A 19,099-nucleotide genomic window follows, 5' to 3' on the forward strand; every position below is an offset into this window, starting at 1 on the left:
TCGGCGTCGTATCGTCCGTCGTCCCGTGGTTCACGATCGTGCCCTGCACTGCACCCACGTCGTCATGCGCCGACTCGATCGTCGGCCGATCCGGCGCCGTCACGTCCACCGTCAGCTCGAACGGCTCCGTCCGCGCGCTCTCCATCCCGTTCGTCGTCGACGACGCCGCGATCTCGTGCGCCCCCTCCGACAACGGGGCCGGCAGCTTCAGCGACCACTGTCCGTCGCCGCCCGCCTGCACCGAGCCAACCACCTCTCCGTCCACGTACACCTTCACCAGCGAGCCAGGCTTCGCCTTGCCCGTCACTTCCGGCTGGCGGTCGTCCGTCGTCTGTCCAGGCTGCAGCGGACCCTGCACCGTGCCAACGTGGTCGATCACCTGGTCCAGCGCGATCGACATCTTGCTCGTGTCCACCGTGAACTCGTGCGCATCCCCTCGCTCGCTCGTGTTCCCCGCCTTGTCCGTCACCGTCGTCGACAGTCGATGCGCACCGTCCGACAGCGGCTCCGACGGCCGGAACGTCCACCGTCCGTCCTGTCCCGCCACCGTCGAGCCGATCGCCTTCTCGCCGTCGTAAATCGTCACCACCGCGCCGGCCTCAGCCTTGCCGCTGTATACCGGCGTCGCGTCGTCCGTCGTCGTGCCATTCGCGATCTGGCCCGTCACGTTACCAACGTCATCCAGCAGCGTCTCGTCCTTCGACGCTTCCGGCGCAATCGTGTCCACCACGATCGAATAGTCGCCCGTCGACGGGCTCACCTTGCCATCCGCCGTTTGCGCGGAGGCCGAGAAGCTGTGCGAGCCCTCCGTAAGCGGCGTCTCAGGCCGGTAGTTCCAGCGGCCGAATCCATCAGCTGTCACGCTCGCGACGATCTTGCCGTCGACGAAGATGCGCACGATGCTGCCAGCAGGCGCGGTACCCGTTACGGTCGGTTGCGCGTCGTTCGTCACGCCGTACTTCTCGACGTTGCCGATGTGCGGTTCGACCGCGTCGAACACGCCCGTGATCGACGGCGTAACCGGTACGCCCCCGATCTGCAGCGTAAAGTCGAAGCCGTCGCCGAGCTCGCTCTCATTACCCGCAGCGTCGCGCGCGATCGCGCTCAGTTCGTGGTCGCCCTCCGGCAGCGGCGACGGCGGCCGGAACGACCAATGGCCGTCCGCATCTGCGCGCACACTGCCGAGCAACACCTGTTTGCCGAAGACCGTGTCGTAGATCAGCACGACACTGTGTGCTTCAGCGCTCCCCTTGATTTCCGGCCGCGCGTCGTCGGTCGTATCGTGCGGCTTCAACGGCCCGGTCACGTCACCGGCGTTGTCGATCACATCCGTGATAGCCGGCTTGGCCGGCGGCGTGGTGTCGACGTCGATCGTAAACGGGTCGCTCGCTTGGCTCGTATTGCCCGCCTTGTCCTCTGCGCGCACCGTCAGTACGTGCTCACCGTCCGCGAGCGGCTGGCTCGGCGTGAATGACCAATGCCCCCCCTGGTCGGCAACGGTCGAGCCGATCGCCTTGCCGCCGTCGTAGATCGTCACGATCGAACCCGCTTCAGCATTGCCCGACAGCGCGGGCTTCGGATCGTCGGTCGAGCTGTGATTGTCCAACGGCCCCTGAATCGATCCGACATGATCGACGACCTCGCCGATTGTCGGCTGCTCGGGTGGCGTCGTATCGACGACAATCTGGTATGCACGCGAAGGGGCACTCTCGCGGCCCAAGCGGTCCACCGCCTTCGCAGTGATACTGTGATTGCCGTCCGAGAGCGATTCGGGCACCTGGAACGACCAGGTCCCGCTGTCACCGATTGCAACGCTGCCGATCGGCGTCGCGCCGCCGTTGTCGTAAATATAGATAATCGATCCGATCTTGCCGCGCCCTTCGATCGTCGGTCGATCGTCGTTCGTCACGTCCTGGCGATTGACGATGCCGACGTGCGGATCGGCGTCGTCGATCACGCGGTCGATCAGCGGACGGCTTGGCGGCGACGTGTCGACCGTCAGCGAATAATCGGTCGAATCGCTGGCACGACCGGATGCATCGATCTCGACGATCGAGAACGTATAGTTTCCGTTGGAGAGCGGTTCGCTGAGCGAAAGCGACCATGTGCCGTCCGCACCGACGGTGGTCCGGCCAACGATTTCGGTACCGAGCCGGATTTCGATCGTATCGCCGGCCGTCTGCCCAGTGCCTTTGAATACCGGGGTCTCGTCATCCGTGTAACCCCCGTCCGGAATCGACTTCAACTCGGCGCCATTGTCGTCGTAGACGCCGGCAAGCGATGGTGCAGCGGGCGGAGCAGGCTGGTCCTCCTGCTTCAATTCCGACTGATCTCCGCTCGAGCGCCCGCCTGCGCTGGCCGCGATTCCGCCCGCAAGGGCCGCCACGGGGACGGCAAACGCGGTGCCCAGCGCGCCCAGCGTGCCGAGACCAAGCGATCCCGCCCCCTGCGCAGCCGCCATCGTTTCGGCGAAACCCGGCACCAGACCGGACTGGCTCAGTCCGACCGGCGCATCCACGTTCGCGGCGAGCGCGCCCAGTTCCGCTTCCCCGTCCGCGCTCGAGGAAACGACGTAGTCGTAGTACTGGCCGCCCTCTGCTTCGCCGACCAGTTGGCTGCTCGATCCATAGTAATCCTCGATGATGACCTGCGGCTCGTCCGCACTCGCACCATCCAGGCCAATATGCAGATCCTTACCGACGCGTTTGACCGTGACATGCCGGGGTGCCAGCCCGGTCGATTCGTCGATCAGCACGTATTTTCCGTTGGGAACCGCCTCGAGGACCTTTGGCGCCCCCGCCACACCAGGATTCAGTTCGACGGTTTTATTGATCGCCTTGCCGCTGACGACAGCGAGTTTGATGACACGAGTACTCACAAGCGCTTCCTTGGTTTATTGTTTGCCAATGACTTGAAAAAAAAGACGCACACGGCATTCGCTCCGCTTCCCCAGCAAAGACACAACCATCCACGTCTAAAACAACAGCCAATTCTTGCCATGAACCCGACTACCATCAAGTTGACTCGTCAGAAAATCACATATTTTTTATAGGTCGCCTTGAATCTCAATCAATCTAAATGTTATTCACAATTTATTCCGCAAAATCCTAAGAAAACTCTTAATTATTCAATTCAACAAAGATGAAGCACGGCAAATTAAATCTCCCTGTTACTGTCCGGAAAGCACCTCCCCAATCCCGATCCTCCCGCGAATATCTCGAAATAAGGGCATGAAAAAACCGACTCGTCATGCAATGACGGCCGGCTGTCGAATCACGGCCGTCCCAACGGCCTGACCTGAGTTTCCTACACGGGCTCGGACGCGCCCGCGTGCATCACGTCGATGCGCAACTCACCCTTCTCGAATGCATCGATCAGGAAGAACGGCAAATCGAGCGACCAATGCCCGTCGCGTACGATCGCGTCGTAGCGAAGCGGCCCGTCTGCCCCGCAGGTCATGATGACGGGCTGCGTTTCACCGTCGCCACGCGCGCTCGGGCCTCCGATTCGCCGGTAGCTTGCATTGCTGCCCACATGAAATTCGGCCGTGCGCCAACGCACGGGAGGATGCGGAGGAAACGGCCGGGCGTCGTGAAAACCAAACAGTTCGTCGTGGTTCAGCACGCTGTCGCGAATCGTCGGCCAAAGGACTTCACGCAGAAAGTGCTGGTCGGTGAAGCGACGCTCATCCGGATGTTGCCGTACATAGTCGGCCATCAGCTGCGCCACGGGCGGGAACACGCCACCGCAGCCTGCCCACATGCCGGCGAGCAACAGCTCCGTGTGCGTGAAGTAGTCGCGCATGTGATGAAACCAGCGGTCGCTGCCGATCCATGCGGCAATCGCTGATGTCTCACGCTCGGACAGCAGCGCGTCGGCATCGCGCACCATGAAGCGAGTCACGGACGGATCGTCGAGCACGAGAAAACGCCACATCGTGCCCGGTATTGCACGGCGGGTCACGGCGTCGACGGTCACCACCTGCGCCCCTCCATCGCGTAGACGCGTTCGTACGTGATCAGGCACCGTGTCATCGAGGTACACGCGACAGATCCAGCCCGGGAACAACTCGGCCGCCGTTCGTACGTTCATCACGGCCGTCTCGCCGTAGCGCGGATCGGCGCCGTACAAACTGTAGGCAATCACGTTGCGAGCAGGTTCGCTCGCATCGAAGGACGGCGGCGGCGCAACGGGCACCGTCCAGCGACGATTGCCAGAAAAACGGGCATCCGCGGCCGCGAGCGACCGATATCCGTAATGACGCAGCTCATCGGGCTTGTGCAGCCAGCCGCATACCTCGGCCAATCCGTCTATCCAGGTCGGAGAGACGAGGTTCTGTCGCGCCGGCGGCAGCGCGTCGATGCCTCGATAGACACGGTAGGCCGCATCATGGCGCCCTTCGCGCATCAGGCAAAGTGCGTAATCGCCCAGCACGGTCGGGTTGCCCGGCGCAATCGCGAGCGCGCGCTCGGCGAGACGGCGCGCCGCGCCGTAATGGCATGCGGCCATCGCCACACGAAATTCGTTGGCCAGCGCATGCATGCGCCTTTCGGCCGCGCCGGGGACGTTTGCAGCACGCGGGCCGCGTCCATAAGTAATAGGGGGTCTTCTGCTCATTGCACGAATCGAATGACTGGTCATGGTTTCCGTTACGACGCATACGCGGCTGGAAATGCGTGCTTGCGGCAGTATCTCCGTTCGCAACGCACGAACCAATTTGATTAGTCAGATTTTCACTGCACCGCCTGCGTCCATGCCTCGTCTGCGTGCGCATAGCGTGCATACAGGCCATTGACCCTCACGACGTAGCGTCTCGTTTCGTCGTAGGGCGGGATGCGGCCGCCGTAGCGATCGACCGCCCCCGCGCCCGCATTGAAGGCGGCCAGCGCGAGATCGCGCGAGCCGTAACGTTGCAGCAGGTCGCCCAGAAAGCGGGCGCCGGCCACAATGTTCTGTCGTGCATCGAACAGATCGGTCGCGCCGTATTCTGCGCCCGTGGCCGGCATCAACTGCATCAGGCCGGTCGCGCCTTTGGGTGAAATCGCGCGGCGATCGCCCGCCGATTCGGCATGGATGACCGCCATCAACAATGCCGCGTCCAGCCGAAACGCGTGCGCGATCTCCGCCACGAGCGGCGCCAGCGCCTGCATGCGCCGGTGTGCGTAAGCAGTCACCATCGTCCGCGGCTGCGCGCCGGCGACCGCGAACGTGAGCACCACGCCGCGTCGCGCGGCGGTATCAGGCGCCGCCGCCGTTTGCGCACCGCCGACGATCATCGCTACGCCGTGCGCCATCACATCACCGGCGGCAGCCGCTGGCGGGGCCACGGCGATCATCGCAACCGCCACGCTGCCCCAACACAGTGCACCGACCGGCCGCGCACCCTGCCTATGCGGGCGCGGCCGCCATGCATGCGGCGCGCTCATCGATCCATGACCTGTCCGACCGCACCGCGATAGGCCGACTGCATCCGCACGACGACTTCCGACTCCAACGCGATCGGCCAGCGCCCTGTTGTGCGCCCGTCTTCCAGCTTGCGCCTGCACATGAAGTCCGGCGTGGCGGGCGCACCGTACGGATCCTGGTTCGAATCGACGGGCTCGGTCGGTGACAGGCCATCGCGCGACACCGCTCCGATTGCGTTGACCGCGTAATACACGGCGCGATTCACAAACGGCACGACCATGTCATAGCAGTAGTGCACGCGAATCTTCAACAGGTTGGCGTCCTGGATGTCCGTGCCCGACGCGCGGCCGATTTCCGTCCGGCGATAGCGCAGCAGATCGTTCGGAATTTCAACGACCGTCGTGCGCGTCCGCGGGTCGTAGCGGGCCTGTCCGAAATCGTCTAGTTGCGCACGCGTCGGATTGACGATCGCGATCCGCGCATGCGCCAGCACATCCTGCCTGGCGCGCGCGAGCGCATTTTCAGCACCTTTAGCGCTCGCTTCGTGTGCGTAAAGGGGCGCAAGGCCGCGCGCGAGCGCGCGCTGCATCGGCGCGAGTTCGGCATGATTGACCGCGCCGTCGCGCGCTGCTTCCAACGCCGCCGAATCGAGCGTCGCCTTGGCTTGATACATCAATGCGTATTGCAGCAGGCCGAAGCAGAAGAACAACAATACGGGTGCAACGATCACGAACTCGACGAGAGACTGACCGCGCTGACGCGCACGTTTGAGACGAATCGCCATCGCGTCACGCATCCCACTCAAGGTCCATGCCGACGCCGATCCCATGACGCGCGGCGGCACCGGACGCCATCTCGAGCGTCTTCGCGCCGCGCCAGTGCATCAGGATGCGGCCCGCGCACACCCCGCGATGGACGGCGACGACCCGGTTCGTCCGGCTCACGAACAGCACGTCGATCGCAAAGCGCATCCCGAAGGTGTGCACGGCCCCGCATCGCGCAAGCAGCAATGCTTCGTCGGGGCCGAGCGCATCGCGCCCCAGCAGGCCCTTCATACGCTCGCGCGCCGATTCCGTAACGGCCACGCGCACGCCGGTTACGCGCCCCCCCACGACTAGTACGCGTTGCCTCACAGAAATCCTCCTTGCATGAACTTCATCGCGATCGGGAACCCGAGCACGACGAACGTCACGGGAAAAATGAACACCATCAACGGAAACACGAGCTTGACAGGCGCTTCCATCGCCTGCTTCTCGGCACGCTGGAAGCGCTCCGCGCGCCGTTGCTCCGACTGGAAACGCAGCGTGCTCGCGAGACCCGCGCCCATCCGCTCGGCCTGAATCACGGCACCGACCAGATTGGTGATCTCCTTGATCCCCTGCCGTTCGTCGAAGCGCCGCAGCGCATCGGCGCGATTCAAACCCGACTTGAGGTCGCGCATCACATGTTCGAACTCGCGCCGCAGCGGCCCGTCCGGCCCCTTTTCCACCGCCTTCTGAATCGCGCCGTTGATGTTGAGGCCCGCTTCGACCGCGAGCGTCAGGAAGTCCAGGTAAACCGGCAGCTGCTTCTGGATCGCGGCGATCCGTGCGCGTCGTACGTCGCGCATCCAGATGCGCGGATAGTAGTAACCCAGGAGCACGACAATGGGCGGCGCAAGGAACGAGAACACCCCGAGCACCGCCATCGCAGACAGCGCGAACGACGTCGCCACGGTGGCCGACACGACGCTCAGCGCCACGAACTGGCGCGCCGACATCAGGAAAATCAGGTGCGTGAGCCGCAATTGCAGATCGACCCGCTCGACATAGGCGGTACCGAGACGGTCACCCATCCAGTGCTCGACAACGTTGACGAGCGGCCAGATGACCCTCAGCCCCTTGGGCAACGGGTCGAGATACGCACGGTCCTCTTTCGGCACTGCCTGTTGCACTTGCAAGGCAAATCGCGTCAGCAGGAACAGCACGAACATCGCACCGAAGCCGACAAGCGCCGACATGAACAGAATCATCACTTCACTCCCGGATGACGACGCGGCACGCCCGGCTCATACGTCGATATTGGTAATCTTGGCAATCGCCTTGTAACCGAGGAACTCCATCACCCCGATCACGCCGAGCGTCATCCACCCGATCCGTTCGTGGAACAGAGGAGCCATCGCCTCCGGCTCCATGAAGTCGAGCACGAACATAAGCCCGACCGGCAGCAACGTCATCACCACGCCCTGCATCCGGCCCTGCGACGTCAGCGCACGGATCTTTCCTTCCATCTGCAACTTCGCACCCAGCGTCCGTGCGACCGATTCGAGGGCCTCCGCGAGGTTCCCTCCCACTTCACGCGAAATGGTGACGGCCGCCGTGACCATCAGGAAATCGGGCACCGGAATGCGTTTCTCGATGTTTTGCATGGCGATGTCGAGATCGATGCCGAGACGCAGCTCTCGTACGAGCAGTTCAAGCTCCTGGGAAATTGGCGCCGGCGATTCGGACACGACACTTTCGAGCGCGACCGCGAAGCTTGCTCCCGCGCGCAATGCGCCGGCCATCATCAGCAATACGTCCGGCAGTTGGCGTTCGAGTTGTGCGGTGCGCCGCTTGCGCATGACCGCGAACACGCGGCCCGGCGCCATCAGCGCCACGACGAGTCCGAGGCCCGCGAAGAACACGCTGTCGAACAGCTGATAGGCAAGCAACGGCAGCAGGACGATGGCCAGCAGCGACAGAAAGGCGACGCGCTGGCGGTTCGCGAACACGAATGCCTCCGCAAGCGATGCCTCGAGCTCGTTGACCACGCGCTTCGAGCGCGTGGTGACGGCACGCCGTCCGAGCTTGATCGCCACGACCAGGAAAATCGCAAGCCCGGCGAACACGGCCGCGAGCAGCACGACGATGTTCATGGGTGCGTGAGCTCCGCGCCGCCGGTGAATATCGTCGTATCGACCGGAATGCGCCGGCGGATCAGCTCCTGGTAGAAGTCGGGGACGTAAGCCGTCGGGCGGAACGTGCCCTGCACCTTGCCGTCCTCGCCGAACCCGTCCTGCTTGAATACGAACACGTCCTGCAGCTGGATCACGCCCGACTCCATTCCGCTCACCTCCGTTACGTACGTGACGCGCCGCGAGCCACACGAGAAGCGCGTCTGCTGGACGATGATGTCGACGGCCGAGCAAATCTGCTCTCGGATAGCCTGTACCGGCAAGTCCAGACCGGCCATCAGCGTCATCACTTCAAGTCGCGCGATGCAGTCGCGCGGTGAGTTCGCGTGCGCGGTCGTGAGCGAACCGTCGTGGCCGGTGTTCATCGCTTGCAGCATGTCGAGCGCTTCGCCGCCACGACACTCGCCCACCACGATCCGGTCGGGACGCATCCGCAGGCAGTTCTTCACGAGATCCCTGATATGGACCGCGCCCTTGCCTTCCATGTTCGGCGGACGCGCCTCCAGCGACACGAGGTTCGGTTGGGACAACTGAAGCTCTGCTGCGTCTTCGACCGTCACGATCCGCTCATCATCCGGAATGTAACTCGACAGCACGTTGAGCAGCGTGGTCTTGCCCGACCCTGTCCCGCCCGAGATGATGATGTTCGCGCGCTGCTCGACGGCCGTTTGCAGGAACTCGAGCATATCCGCCGACATGGAGCCGAAATCGATCAGGTCCTCGCCCGTCAACTTGCGCTGCGAGAATTTTCGGATCGTCATGCTCGGCCCTTTCAGCGCGAGCGGCGGAATCACTGCGTTGACACGGGATCCGTCCGACAGACGCGCGTCGACCATCGGCGAGCTTTCGTCGATGCGGCGTCCGATCGGCGCGACGATGCGTTCGATCGCACCGAGCACCGCACGATCGTCAGTGAAGATCACCGGCGACCGCGTCAACTTGCCACGCCGCTCAATGAAGATCTCGTCGTGGCAATTCACCATGATTTCACTAACGTCCGGATCGGCGATCAACTCCTCGAGCGGCCCCAGCCCGATCACTTCGTCGAATACGCTCTTTCGCAACGCATCGAGCGACACGTCGGGCGACCGGAAGCTCGGATCTCCGTTCAGGATCTCGTCGAGCGCGCTGCCCACCGTGCGCCGCAATTCATCCTCGTCCATTCTCGCGACGTTGAGACGGCGCAGATCGAACTCGGCGATCAGGCGCATATGCACCTGCTTTCGCAGTTCGATGCCGGCACGACTGTTGATCGACGACGTCCGTTGATCCGGCGCGACTGACGCGCGACGCGCCGGGCGCCGGTCCCGCCGCTCGGCACGTGTGGACGACGGCGACTCAGCGTCGAACACGGGGGCGGCATGGGCCCCCGGTTTCGCTTGCGCGGATGGCGTGGCCTGTGGCGCGGCTTCCTCGCTCGCCGCCGCCGTGGGCCGCGCCGCAGCGTCCGGCGCACCGCCAGCCGCACGGGGCTGCGTCTCCGTCACCACGCGAATCCTCGTCGTTCCTACCTCGATTTCGTCGGAATCCGTCAGTGGACCGAAATTCTCGACCGGTGAGCCGTTGACGAGCGTGGTGACGATCCCGCCCTGATCCTCGAGATACCACGCGTTGCCGTGTAGCGCGATGCGGGCCTGGATTCGGCCGATCAGCATCCCCTTGACCACGATGTCGCAATCCGGTGACTTGCCGATCGTGCAGACATCCTCGACCTGCACGATCCGCGGCGCGCCGTGACGGGCCTGTACTTGCAAACTCAGCATAACGTTCTCTCCTTTCGAGCGGTCGTCACGGCGCACCGGCAGCCGCCGCGCGGCCGGGCGCCTCTGCATCGACAGCGGAAGCCGGCACTGCCGGACGCCACGTCACCGGCGTTGCGAGAATTGTGTGCAACGGCCGCGCAGGACGCGCGGCCTCGTCCTTCGTGTCAAAGTCGCCCCGCGCGTTCTTTAAGTTCCGCTCGCCCGTCGTCGCTCGTTCGTCCGCCGTATCGGCCGAAGCCGGCCTGGCGTCGGCGCTACCGTCGCCGCGCCCGGCTGGTCCCGATGCGCCCGCCTCGTCGCCGCCCGGCGCAGCATGTAACGGTGCCGGCTGCACTCGAACGGGGCCGAACTGCTGCGGCCGGGTCGGCCCGATCGGATTCAGCGTGCCGTTCGAGCCGCGCGAATCGTCGGCAAGCGGACTCGGATCGCCGTGCTTGTCGTGGAATCCGCGGTTGATAAGGTTGGCGCGCGCGAGCATGTCCGTATTCGGTGCGAGCGTCGGATCCGAGATGAGCGGCGTGACCAGGATCACGAGATCACTGCGCTTCGAACGAAACTCGTCGGACCTGAACAGGCGCCCGATGATCGGTAGCCGCCCGAGAAAGGGCACGCGGCTCGCATTACCAATCGCGTCCGCATTGATCAGGCCGGAAATCGCCATGGTCTCCCCCGCTCGCAACGAGATATCGGATCGCGCGCTACGCGTCAGAAAGCCCGGGTAGCCGCCATAAGACACGGATGGATCGATCTGGCTGATCTCGGTGTCGATCTGCGCGGAGATCACGTTGTTCGCGTCGACGACCGGTTTGATATTCAGTTTGATCCCGTAGTCCTTGTACTCGACGTCGGTCGTACCCAGCGCGCCGGCGCGCGGAATCGGCACCTGCCCGCCCGCGAGGAAGCTCGCCGTGCCGCCGCTCTTCGTATTGAGCTCGGGGGACGCCAGCACGTAGGCATCGCCGTTGTTGACCATCAGGTTGATCATCGAGGTGATCTGCGTCGATATTCCCGCGAAAACCATGCCCGCCGCCGTGGCGGCCTGGCTTCCGATGAACCCTTGCGCACCCGCCTGCGGCCCGGCAATTTTCTGGTCCCACTGAATGCCGAGATTCTCCTGCGCATTCCGCGTGAGTTCCATGATCTGCACCTTGAAGTGGATCGTCTTCTTCAGCGCATCGCCTTCATCGACGATCGTCGCATCGAGCAGATTCGGCACGTCGACGGTCGCTGCCTTGATGCGGCCGAGCATGTCGCGGTGCACCGTGCCGGTCAGCACGATGTTCGGGCCGGATTCCACGACCTGCACGCCGGGGACACCGACCAGGACCAGGCGCAGCTGCGCGGCGGTTTCGTGCACGTTGCCCTTCGCGATGCGCACCGTCGTATTCACTGCGACGCCGTTCGTCGTCCAGACGACGAGCGACGTGATGCCGGGCTTCTCCGCCAGCAACATCAACCGACCATCGACGACATTCGCCGTCACCAGAGTGCCGTCACCGATCGCGATGCGCTTGATCTGGCCCGGTACGTCGATCATCCGGATCTCGCCGCGATACAAATCGAGTACCGCGGCACGCGCCGGCGCGACGTGCTCCTCGTGGTTGATACGTGGCGCGGCGAACGCTTGTGGCATGCCCTGGGCAGCAAGCACGCCGGCCAATGCGCACGACAACACCCTGCTGCGGCGCTCCGCCGCACAATCTATGACTTTCATGAACAACCCGTATTGCGTTCTCGAACGTTACCGCGGCGCGCTGGACGCACTCATTTCGGCTTGCAGGCGGTCTGCAAGCGCGTTTGCCTGCTGATAGGCTCCGCTCGCCGCCCGGGGCCGTGCGGCCGGTTTCGACACCGGAGCCGGCACTGGCGCGCTGCCGGGGATACCGGCATCGGCCGGCGACGCAGCGATCCGCGACAACGTCGCGCTACCTCTGCCGCCGGTGATGATTTCGACGACGTCGCTTTCGGCGACGGCACCGTCCGGCGCGGCCGCGAACAACCCCGGTTCATCAAGCCGCTTCGGCGGCGGCGCGGCACGATCCTCGCTGTTACGGAGGATCAGGCGCAACATGCCGACCTTCTGCGCGAGCACGATGCGGGCGGCCTCCGCGACCGGCACCTGTAACGTGACCGTCGCGTAGCTTTCGCGCTGCGCGCCGTCGGCCATGTCTCGCGCTGCCTCGCCTGCGTCGCGCGGTCGCACATCGTTGCCGGTCGCGAGCACGAGCACATCCGGCATCAATAGCAGGATGGACTGGGCGCCGCCAGCCGCGTCGTTGCCGCCGCTCATCGTCGAATCCGGGTTCTGGCCAATCCAGTAGAGATCCACGTGGTTGCCGGGACGCAGCATCGCATCGGTCGAATTGACCGTGTCGATCTGCAAGGTGAGCGCGCGCGTGCCGGACGGCAGGATGTCCGAGAAGTCGCGCGCCCGCAGCGCATCAATATCCTGCGCGCGCAACGCCCGCCCGCGCCTGACTGGCTTGACGAGCGTCGCGAGCCGGAACTGGTTGAAATCGGCCGCGCGCAGCATATCGTCATAGACGAGATCCGCCGGAATGTCGCGAGCAACGAACACGTCGCTCGTCAGCGGCGTACCGGCCGGTACGTCGGCACGCGGCACGACCACGGAGACGCCGCGCCCCTGATGACGTGTCTCGGCCTCGGCCTTTATGCGGGCCTCGCTGGCCGTGATGTAGCGGTACGTCATCCAGGTGATGCCGCCCGCTGTGATCATGGCAATGCTGACCAGCAGCCAAGTGTTCGCGAACAGCGAACGATAGTTGATTCGACTGAATATCACTGGACTATCCTGACGCGCTTAGGGCAACGACAACGCATAGCTGTATGCGCCGAAGAACGACTTCATCGCGACCAGAAGCGTATTCATGACCGACGTATCGCCACCCACGACGAGTCCTGCAATAATCAATCCAGCGACCACGAAGTACTCCACGTAGGCTTGGCCGCGTTGACGCCGCATGCGGCCAGTCAAACGTTGCATATCAACCACTCTCCATCACATTGATCACCGCCGTGGCTTGTCCAGCCTGTCCGGAAAACACGGCGTCCAGCTTGTACCTACCCTTTTGCATCGCGAGCCCGACATCGGGCGCACGCCGCACGTTCGACTGCGCAACCGTCGTACTCGACATCGTCCGCCATCCGGCACGCACCAGCGCGTCGCGATAGCGCGCGGCATGCTCGTCGGCGCGACCCGGCAACGCGATCACCCACGTGCGTCCCGCTCGCCCGGGATCGCGGCTTTCGAGGTCGGACAGAACACGGCCGGCCGGCAGTGCAGCAACCGACACCGGAATTGCATTCCGCGCCCCGGCAGAGTCGAGCTGCATCACGCTCAGGACGCCGCGGGTCGTGTCGCCGTGCTGGCCGGCCGGCAGTTCGAGCACGTATTGGCAAACGCCGTCGAGCCCGCTCATCGTCCGGCCGCGCGGGCCCGACATCCCGATCGCGGGCAATTCCGCGCGCTCCCAATAGGCGCGGAACGCGCGCTCGACCTGCTCGACCGTCATGTCGAACGTCAGCGCCCAGACCGCGGCCGGCATGCCGTTCAACAGCATGTCGCCGCCGATCGACTGCGCGCGAGCCGCAGGCACCGGCATTCGGTCGCAGGTCTGCGCGCTCGCGTGCGTTCCCGCCCAGACGGTGCCCACCAGCACCCAGCACCGCCACCATGACGCCGCACTCACTTCAGCACCCCCGCAGGCACCACGTCTGCCTCGATTCGGCCCGGCTTGAGGTACGCTGGCCCCAGCACGGTGCCTACACCGTCCATGGCCTTGACGAGCGTCTGCCGATCACGCGTCTGCAGCATCGCGTCGAGCTTTGCCGCCGGCGCCGCCACCTCGGGCCCGATCGCCGACACCAGGCCGAGCCTGCCATCCGGTGTCCAGGTATTGGTCACGAGCGTGGTCGTGTCCTGGAACGTCAGCTGCGCGAGCGACGGCCACAGCCGCTTTGCGCTCTCGCCGCGCAATCCGACATGCACCGATACTCGCCCGTCCTGAGCCGTGCGCGACGCCATCTGCAATGCCACCTCCTGGCGCACGCGCGGCGACTGATAGACGCCGATCGTCTTGTTTGCGAGCTTCGTCGTTCCCGCAGTCAGTCGATCGGTCGCGCGCGTGGATACCGCGATGTCGCGCGCCGATTCGACGAACGCCGCGCCACCCGGGTCGCGCCACGCGGCCGGCAACGCCGCCGACAGCGCAACACTGCCGTCGCTGCTTGACAAGGACGTGCGACGCGGCGCAACGACACGCGCAAGGAACTCGTTCAACAGCACGTCGTCCGTTTTGGTCACGGTTTGCGCACCCGCGCCGAATTTCTGATACCACCAGCTGTCGGAGCCCGTGCCCGCGTCGTCCGGATTCGTCCATACCGTGCGCTCCCATGCAACGTAGCGCGAGCCAACCAGCACCTTGTTACGCACGTCGTTAAGCTTGCCGAGCATCGCCATCGCGAGGAACCCGGCGACGAACACCAACCCGAGCCCGGCGACCATTTCGACCATCGCCTGCCCGCGTTGACGGCGCACGGAAGGCCTCCTGTACCGACGGTTCATCGCCCCCCTCCACTCGCCCGCGCTTCCTCCGGAACCGCAGCCAGCCGCGCTTCCCAGTACGGACTGAACAAGCTCGGGTACTCGGTTCGCCGGTCAGTGCGCGACCAGTTGGAGGGGTAACGCAGCAATCCGTAGACAGACCGCAGCCCCTTCTCGTCCGGCCTCACGAAATACGCCTCCCCGGAGGCGACGGCCATCAGCGGGCGCGGATCGTGCGAGAGCGCGAGTCGCCCGCCGCCGAGCAGGCGCGAATCGCTGATCGTCGAGCCCTGCGCGCGTGCCACGCGGATCGTGATGCGTGGCGCAGCGCTCGCCACGCCTTGTCCAGCCAGATCCCGATAGGGTTGCAAACCGCCATTCATGCTCATCGTCATGCCCGGCCCCGCTGCGTACTGCGATCGCATTGCCGACGACACCCATCCTGGCGAACCGCTTGGATAGCCGAAATTCAGGTACCCGCCATAGCCATACCAGCTCTGATAGCTCATCGCATTGCCGTTCCCCGCGCCCGCCCGGCCTTCCGTACTCGTGTCATCGATGCCCGCCCTGACGATCGTCTCTTCCCGACGTTCCCAGTGCCCCTTGGGGACAGGTAGTTCGCCATCACCCTGTTCACCCGCTTCGGTTGCCTCGCCCGCTTCGCCCTCTTCACCCACCTCGCTCTCGGGCGGCTCGTCCTCGACCCAGACCCATTTCGTGTAAATCTCGATGCAGTCGTGCGCGGTCCAGACGCGCGTCATCGCGCCATCGATGGCCTGCCACCCACTGCGATCGGGCCGCAATTGCGTGCCGCCATCCATCCTCGAACGACGACCGACGCTTCCCCAGCACCCCGGTACGAACCCACTCCCAAACTCTTCCACCGGCCGACTGCGCACGAAGTCGCCAAGCGTGCGGGCGTCAGCCACTACGTCGGCGAACCGATCGTCGTAGCCCGCACGCGGGTTGAACGTTGTCGAATGCGTCCGCCACGCGGCGAATTCCGTTCGAGATAGCCGATCGTCGAACGATCCGTCCATGACACGCGTATTCGGTTCGTTAACACGTGCGATCTCATCGGCGAGGTTGGGTGCACCGGCAAGCACTGCTTCGTGATACGCACGCTGCGCGCTGCTCAACGCCGCGATGATCGTGTCGAGACTGCGCGCCATACCCGGAAGATCGGAATCCAGGCGCTGACGCACCGGATGAATCATGTCCCTCGCCCGGCTCTTTTTCACGAACCAGTCATCCGCGCCACCACTGTATTGATCCGCCAAACGATCCGAACGCGAGCCGGGAGCAACATGTTCGTCCAGCATGTCGACGAACGATTTCAGACTGACCATCTGCGCGACTGCAGCTTGATTAGCAACCATGGCGCGATTGGTGTACGCGGAAAAGTTGTAGTCGCGCGCCTGCATCAACGCGACCGCATACGCCCCCGCATCCGCCGTGTTCTGCAACTTGATCTTGGCACTGGTCAGCTGGAGCGAATTGAACGCAAGGTTGAGCGCAACGCCGCCCACGACCAGAAACAGCAATGCGGGAACGAGTGCCTGCCCGCTCTCGCGGGCAGGCACCACTCCGCCTGAACAGGTACGGAACACCATTGCTTATGAGAGACGGCGTGTGTTACTTGCCACCCGAACTGTTGATCGAGTCGTTGGTGTAGCTGCCGAGGCCCTTCGTCTTGCCCGCCTCGGTCGTCGCCGTTCCCGCGTCAGCCTGCGCCGAGCTGATGTTGGACTGGCCGCTCTTGCCGGACAGCTCGGTTGCGAGACCCGCGGTCTGATCGCGCACCGTCTTGCCGAAGAATGCATACACGGCAATCGCCGACACGGCGATCAGCGCAACGATAATGATGTACTCGGTCATCCCCTGACCCAGCTGTTTACGAATTCGACGACGATTTTCCGCATTAAATTGTTTCATCAAAGGCATAACAGTATTTTCCAATCAAAAAATAAACGACGACCACCGACATATAAAAAACTCGCCACGCGCGGAATCACGAAAGCACCGATACTGCGATTCCAGCGCCCGGAATTCGACCAGTAACTGGCGCCACACTCCCCCGACTCGCGTGATGAGCAACATCAATCCACGCCGACGGCATTGATCGACCAGCGCAGTTCGGACTCGGCCCCACCGCGGCCACCCGGCATACCTCGCCGACGCATCTGCCACGAACAGCAGAATGCTATCGCCGCGATCCCTTGAATGACAGTTGATTAGTCAGATTTTTTGTCTCGATAAAAATTTATTACCGCTCGCGAGACCGCATCAGCCTAGGAGTTATAATTTCATTCATCCAATCGACAGTCCTGTTTTCGTCGCCATGGAATCCATCAATTTCTGAATTTTTCATTCGCCGGTTTCTCCACCGGTTTGTCTTGTTCAAGACGATCCGCAGCCATTCGGCTGAAGATTCTTTTTTCGAACCGCTGTCAATTCGCGATCGCGGCAATATCCCTGCGCCATCCTCGGGCCAGACACATCCCAGGCATTGGCGCCCGTCCAAATGAGTTCCCCATGACGTGGCTGCTTTTCATTTTGCTTGGCGGTGTGTCGGGCCTGCTGGCGACGTTCGCGGTTGCATATCTGCCAGGTGCCCTCGAACGCGACGGTGTACCAGTGCCCACTAGACCCGCGCACGGCACAAGTTGCGACCACTGCGACCGTATGCTGACACCGCTGGAGCGCGTCATATCGATCCGACTGCTGCGTCTCGCACCCAGTTGTTTTCGCTGCGGCGAACGTCTCGCGACACTGCTACCGTGGGTCACCGCCGCGTGTACGTTTTCGGCGGTTCTCGCGTGCTTCGCTTTTGGTCCGACGTTCGCGGCGGTGGCCGCGTGCGGATTCAGCGTGTCGCTCGTTGTGGCGAGCATCATCGACATACGGTATCGGCTGCTGCCCGACATGATCACCTTGCCGCTGTTGTGGGCTGGCTTGATAGTGAATCTCGCGGGCGTGTTCACGACGGTATCTAGCGCAGTGATCGGCGCAGTCTGCGGGTATCTGGTGTTGTGGACGCTCTACTGGCTGTTCAGGCTGCTGCGTGGTGTCGAAGGAATGGGATATGGCGATTTCAAGCTGCTGGCCGCGCTCGGTGCGTGGCTAGGATGGGCGTCACTCCCATGGATCGTCGTCATATCGTCGGTTGCCGGCGCAGTCGCCGGCATCATACTGATCGCCACCGGGCGCAATCGCGCCGACACGCCGATTGCATTCGGCCCGTTTATAGCCCTTGCGGGCATGGCGGTGCTCTATTCACGCTGCTTGCCGGCATGACGTGCGGAATGAAGGACATGCACTGTCACGTTGTTAGGAGCGATCGCGTAGGACAACGGAATGACGAGTGACGTCACTCTATCGCGAACACCATTTCCCAGCGGGGGTTATCGTGCAATGCGGCACCGTCGCTAAGCCGTTCAGACCGCCGGCAGATTCCGAAAGGCATCCGAGGACAAATGCGGGCGGACGCGTATACAAAGCGCTTCATTGACACCCGCGGTCGACGATACCCATCGGGGACTGTCTCACTCTCCAGCCGTCACGATTGTTCCCGGCACCAACTCACGCCCCGCGGAAGCAGTCGGCTCGAATATCAATACCATGTCTCCGCGATAACTGGCATTGGCTGGCGACGCCTCGCTGATGGCAAGTACTTTCGCGCTGATCTTCACTTGACGGACTTCGTCGAAACCACCGAAACCGTCGCATGCGGGTTTTTCCAGCGTTAGCACGCGACCGGCATTGGCAACAATTTCAACGTCGCCCGACTTGCCCATTAACTCGACTTTCGCATTGGCCAGATCGCCGCGGCCATTCGATAACCGCAGTGGCTGCTGCAGCGTGACGCGCACGTCGGGATCCGTCGTGCGGATATGGATCGGCACGGTCGCCGTCAACGCCGGACCCGAACTGCCAATCGCGGTCAACTCCACCACGCCATACGCAGTGCGGTCAAGTTTCGTTACGAACAGGCTGTCACCGATATGGGTTACCAGTTTGACCTGCTTGACGACCGTGTGCGATGTCTCCGGACCCGCATGGGCGATCATTGTCAGCGCTGAACACAGGCCAACTACTGCAACACATCGGCCGAATCTCATCTTTCACCCCGATTTGAGGATAGGCTGAATTCATTCTCGTTCACCCGCATCCATTCCAAACTGCCCAACAGCGCGGCGAACAACGCTCTTATCTCAGTATTAAGATTCATAAGCGCTCCGTCAACTGACATCCGGCAGAGAAAGAGGGGCTCGAACGACAGCTAACGGCATGCCTCGCCCCGTACCGACTGACAACTCGCATTCCGCGCATATCGCGACGCATGCACTTGAGACATCACCCGCGAATGCCTTGGCGATCGAGATCGGTGCCAGCCTTCGTTCAAAGGATGTGATCCTGACGCTGTCGAGA

At 63.4% G+C, this 19,099-nt stretch carries 17 protein-coding genes and 1 pseudogene; 1 reads left to right on the forward strand and 17 read right to left on the reverse strand.

From position 1 onward, the window contains the following. The 16 genes and pseudogenes from HWX22_RS25550 to HWX22_RS25620 form a co-directional block, all read right to left on the reverse strand. A partial coding sequence (locus HWX22_RS25550; protein WP_175916648.1) for an Ig-like domain-containing protein occupies nt 1-2,878 on the reverse strand: 2,878 nt, incomplete at its 3' end. A 428-nt stretch (nt 2,879-3,306) separates the two neighbouring features. Then, nucleotides 3,307-4,542: a tetratricopeptide repeat protein gene (locus tag HWX22_RS25555; RefSeq protein ID WP_244135288.1), complete on the reverse strand. Its 1,236-nt coding sequence runs from the start codon at nt 4,540-4,542 to the stop codon at nt 3,307-3,309. A 191-nt stretch (nt 4,543-4,733) separates the two neighbouring features. Then, the gene (locus HWX22_RS25560) at nt 4,734-5,336 is read right to left on the reverse strand and encodes a lytic transglycosylase domain-containing protein (protein ID WP_175911942.1); all 603 of its coding nucleotides are present in this window, start codon (nt 5,334-5,336) and stop codon (nt 4,734-4,736) included. Nucleotides 5,337-5,422: 86 nt separating this feature from the next. Beyond that, nucleotides 5,423-5,995, reverse strand: coding sequence for a pilus assembly protein (locus HWX22_RS25565; protein ID WP_347879268.1), 573 nt, complete (start codon nt 5,993-5,995; stop codon nt 5,423-5,425). Between the two features lie 45 nt (nt 5,996-6,040). After that, nucleotides 6,041-6,235 (reverse strand): annotated as a pseudogene (locus HWX22_RS32385) (TadE family protein); the annotation flags it as partial. Continuing rightward, a complete protein-coding gene (locus HWX22_RS25570) occupies nt 6,195-6,539 on the reverse strand; it encodes a DUF192 domain-containing protein (protein ID WP_175911945.1) in 345 nt (114 codons plus the stop codon). The pseudogene HWX22_RS32385 and the gene HWX22_RS25570, both read right to left, overlap by 41 nt. Continuing rightward, nucleotides 6,536-7,417 carry a type II secretion system F family protein gene (locus tag HWX22_RS25575; RefSeq protein WP_175911947.1) on the reverse strand — a complete coding sequence of 294 codons (882 nt, stop codon included), beginning with the start codon at nt 7,415-7,417 and terminating at the stop codon, nt 6,536-6,538. Before HWX22_RS25575 ends, HWX22_RS25570 begins: the two co-directional genes overlap by 4 nt. Before the next feature lie 36 nt (nt 7,418-7,453). Beyond that, nucleotides 7,454-8,302, reverse strand: a complete 849-nt coding sequence (locus HWX22_RS25580) for a type II secretion system F family protein (protein ID WP_175911949.1) — start codon at nt 8,300-8,302, stop codon at nt 7,454-7,456. Further along, a complete protein-coding gene (locus HWX22_RS25585; protein ID WP_175911952.1) occupies nt 8,299-10,104 on the reverse strand; it encodes an ATPase, T2SS/T4P/T4SS family in 1,806 nt (601 codons plus the stop codon). Before HWX22_RS25585 ends, HWX22_RS25580 begins: the two co-directional genes overlap by 4 nt. A gap of 25 nt (nt 10,105-10,129) precedes the next feature. Next, nucleotides 10,130-11,818 carry a pilus assembly protein N-terminal domain-containing protein gene (locus tag HWX22_RS25590; RefSeq protein WP_175912005.1) on the reverse strand — a complete coding sequence of 563 codons (1,689 nt, stop codon included), beginning with the start codon at nt 11,816-11,818 and terminating at the stop codon, nt 10,130-10,132. A gap of 27 nt (nt 11,819-11,845) precedes the next feature. Then, nucleotides 11,846-12,907: a Flp pilus assembly protein CpaB gene (gene cpaB, locus HWX22_RS25595; protein ID WP_175911953.1), complete on the reverse strand. Its 1,062-nt coding sequence runs from the start codon at nt 12,905-12,907 to the stop codon at nt 11,846-11,848. Between the two features lie 18 nt (nt 12,908-12,925). Then, on the reverse strand, nt 12,926-13,108 hold the full coding sequence (locus HWX22_RS25600; RefSeq protein ID WP_059820777.1) for a hypothetical protein: 183 nt from the start codon (nt 13,106-13,108) through the stop codon (nt 12,926-12,928). A 1-nt stretch (nt 13,109) separates the two neighbouring features. After that, nucleotides 13,110-13,727: a hypothetical protein gene (locus tag HWX22_RS25605; protein ID WP_236872432.1), complete on the reverse strand. Its 618-nt coding sequence runs from the start codon at nt 13,725-13,727 to the stop codon at nt 13,110-13,112. Between the two features lie 83 nt (nt 13,728-13,810). Then, a complete protein-coding gene (locus HWX22_RS25610; RefSeq protein WP_175911954.1) occupies nt 13,811-14,662 on the reverse strand; it encodes a hypothetical protein in 852 nt (283 codons plus the stop codon). Between the two features lie 23 nt (nt 14,663-14,685). Further along, nucleotides 14,686-16,281: a Tad domain-containing protein gene (locus tag HWX22_RS25615; RefSeq protein WP_175911955.1), complete on the reverse strand. Its 1,596-nt coding sequence runs from the start codon at nt 16,279-16,281 to the stop codon at nt 14,686-14,688. A gap of 22 nt (nt 16,282-16,303) precedes the next feature. Further along, complete coding sequence (locus HWX22_RS25620) at nt 16,304-16,612, reverse strand: pilus assembly protein (protein ID WP_236873290.1); 309 nt, start codon at nt 16,610-16,612, stop codon at nt 16,304-16,306. A 591-nt stretch (nt 16,613-17,203) separates the two neighbouring features. On the opposite strand from HWX22_RS25620, the gene HWX22_RS25625 reads away from it, so the two are divergent. Further along, nucleotides 17,204-17,965 carry an A24 family peptidase gene (locus HWX22_RS25625; protein ID WP_059820772.1) on the forward strand — a complete coding sequence of 254 codons (762 nt, stop codon included), beginning with the start codon at nt 17,204-17,206 and terminating at the stop codon, nt 17,963-17,965. A gap of 248 nt (nt 17,966-18,213) precedes the next feature. On the opposite strand, the gene HWX22_RS25630 is transcribed toward HWX22_RS25625, so the two are convergent. Beyond that, nucleotides 18,214-18,738 carry a hypothetical protein gene (locus tag HWX22_RS25630; RefSeq protein ID WP_175911956.1) on the reverse strand — a complete coding sequence of 175 codons (525 nt, stop codon included), beginning with the start codon at nt 18,736-18,738 and terminating at the stop codon, nt 18,214-18,216. Nucleotides 18,739-19,099: the final 361 nt, after the last annotated feature.

Origin of the sequence: Burkholderia sp. BCC1638, assembly GCF_902833195.1 — a bacterium.
GTDB lineage: Bacteria > Pseudomonadota > Gammaproteobacteria > Burkholderiales > Burkholderiaceae > Burkholderia > Burkholderia diffusa.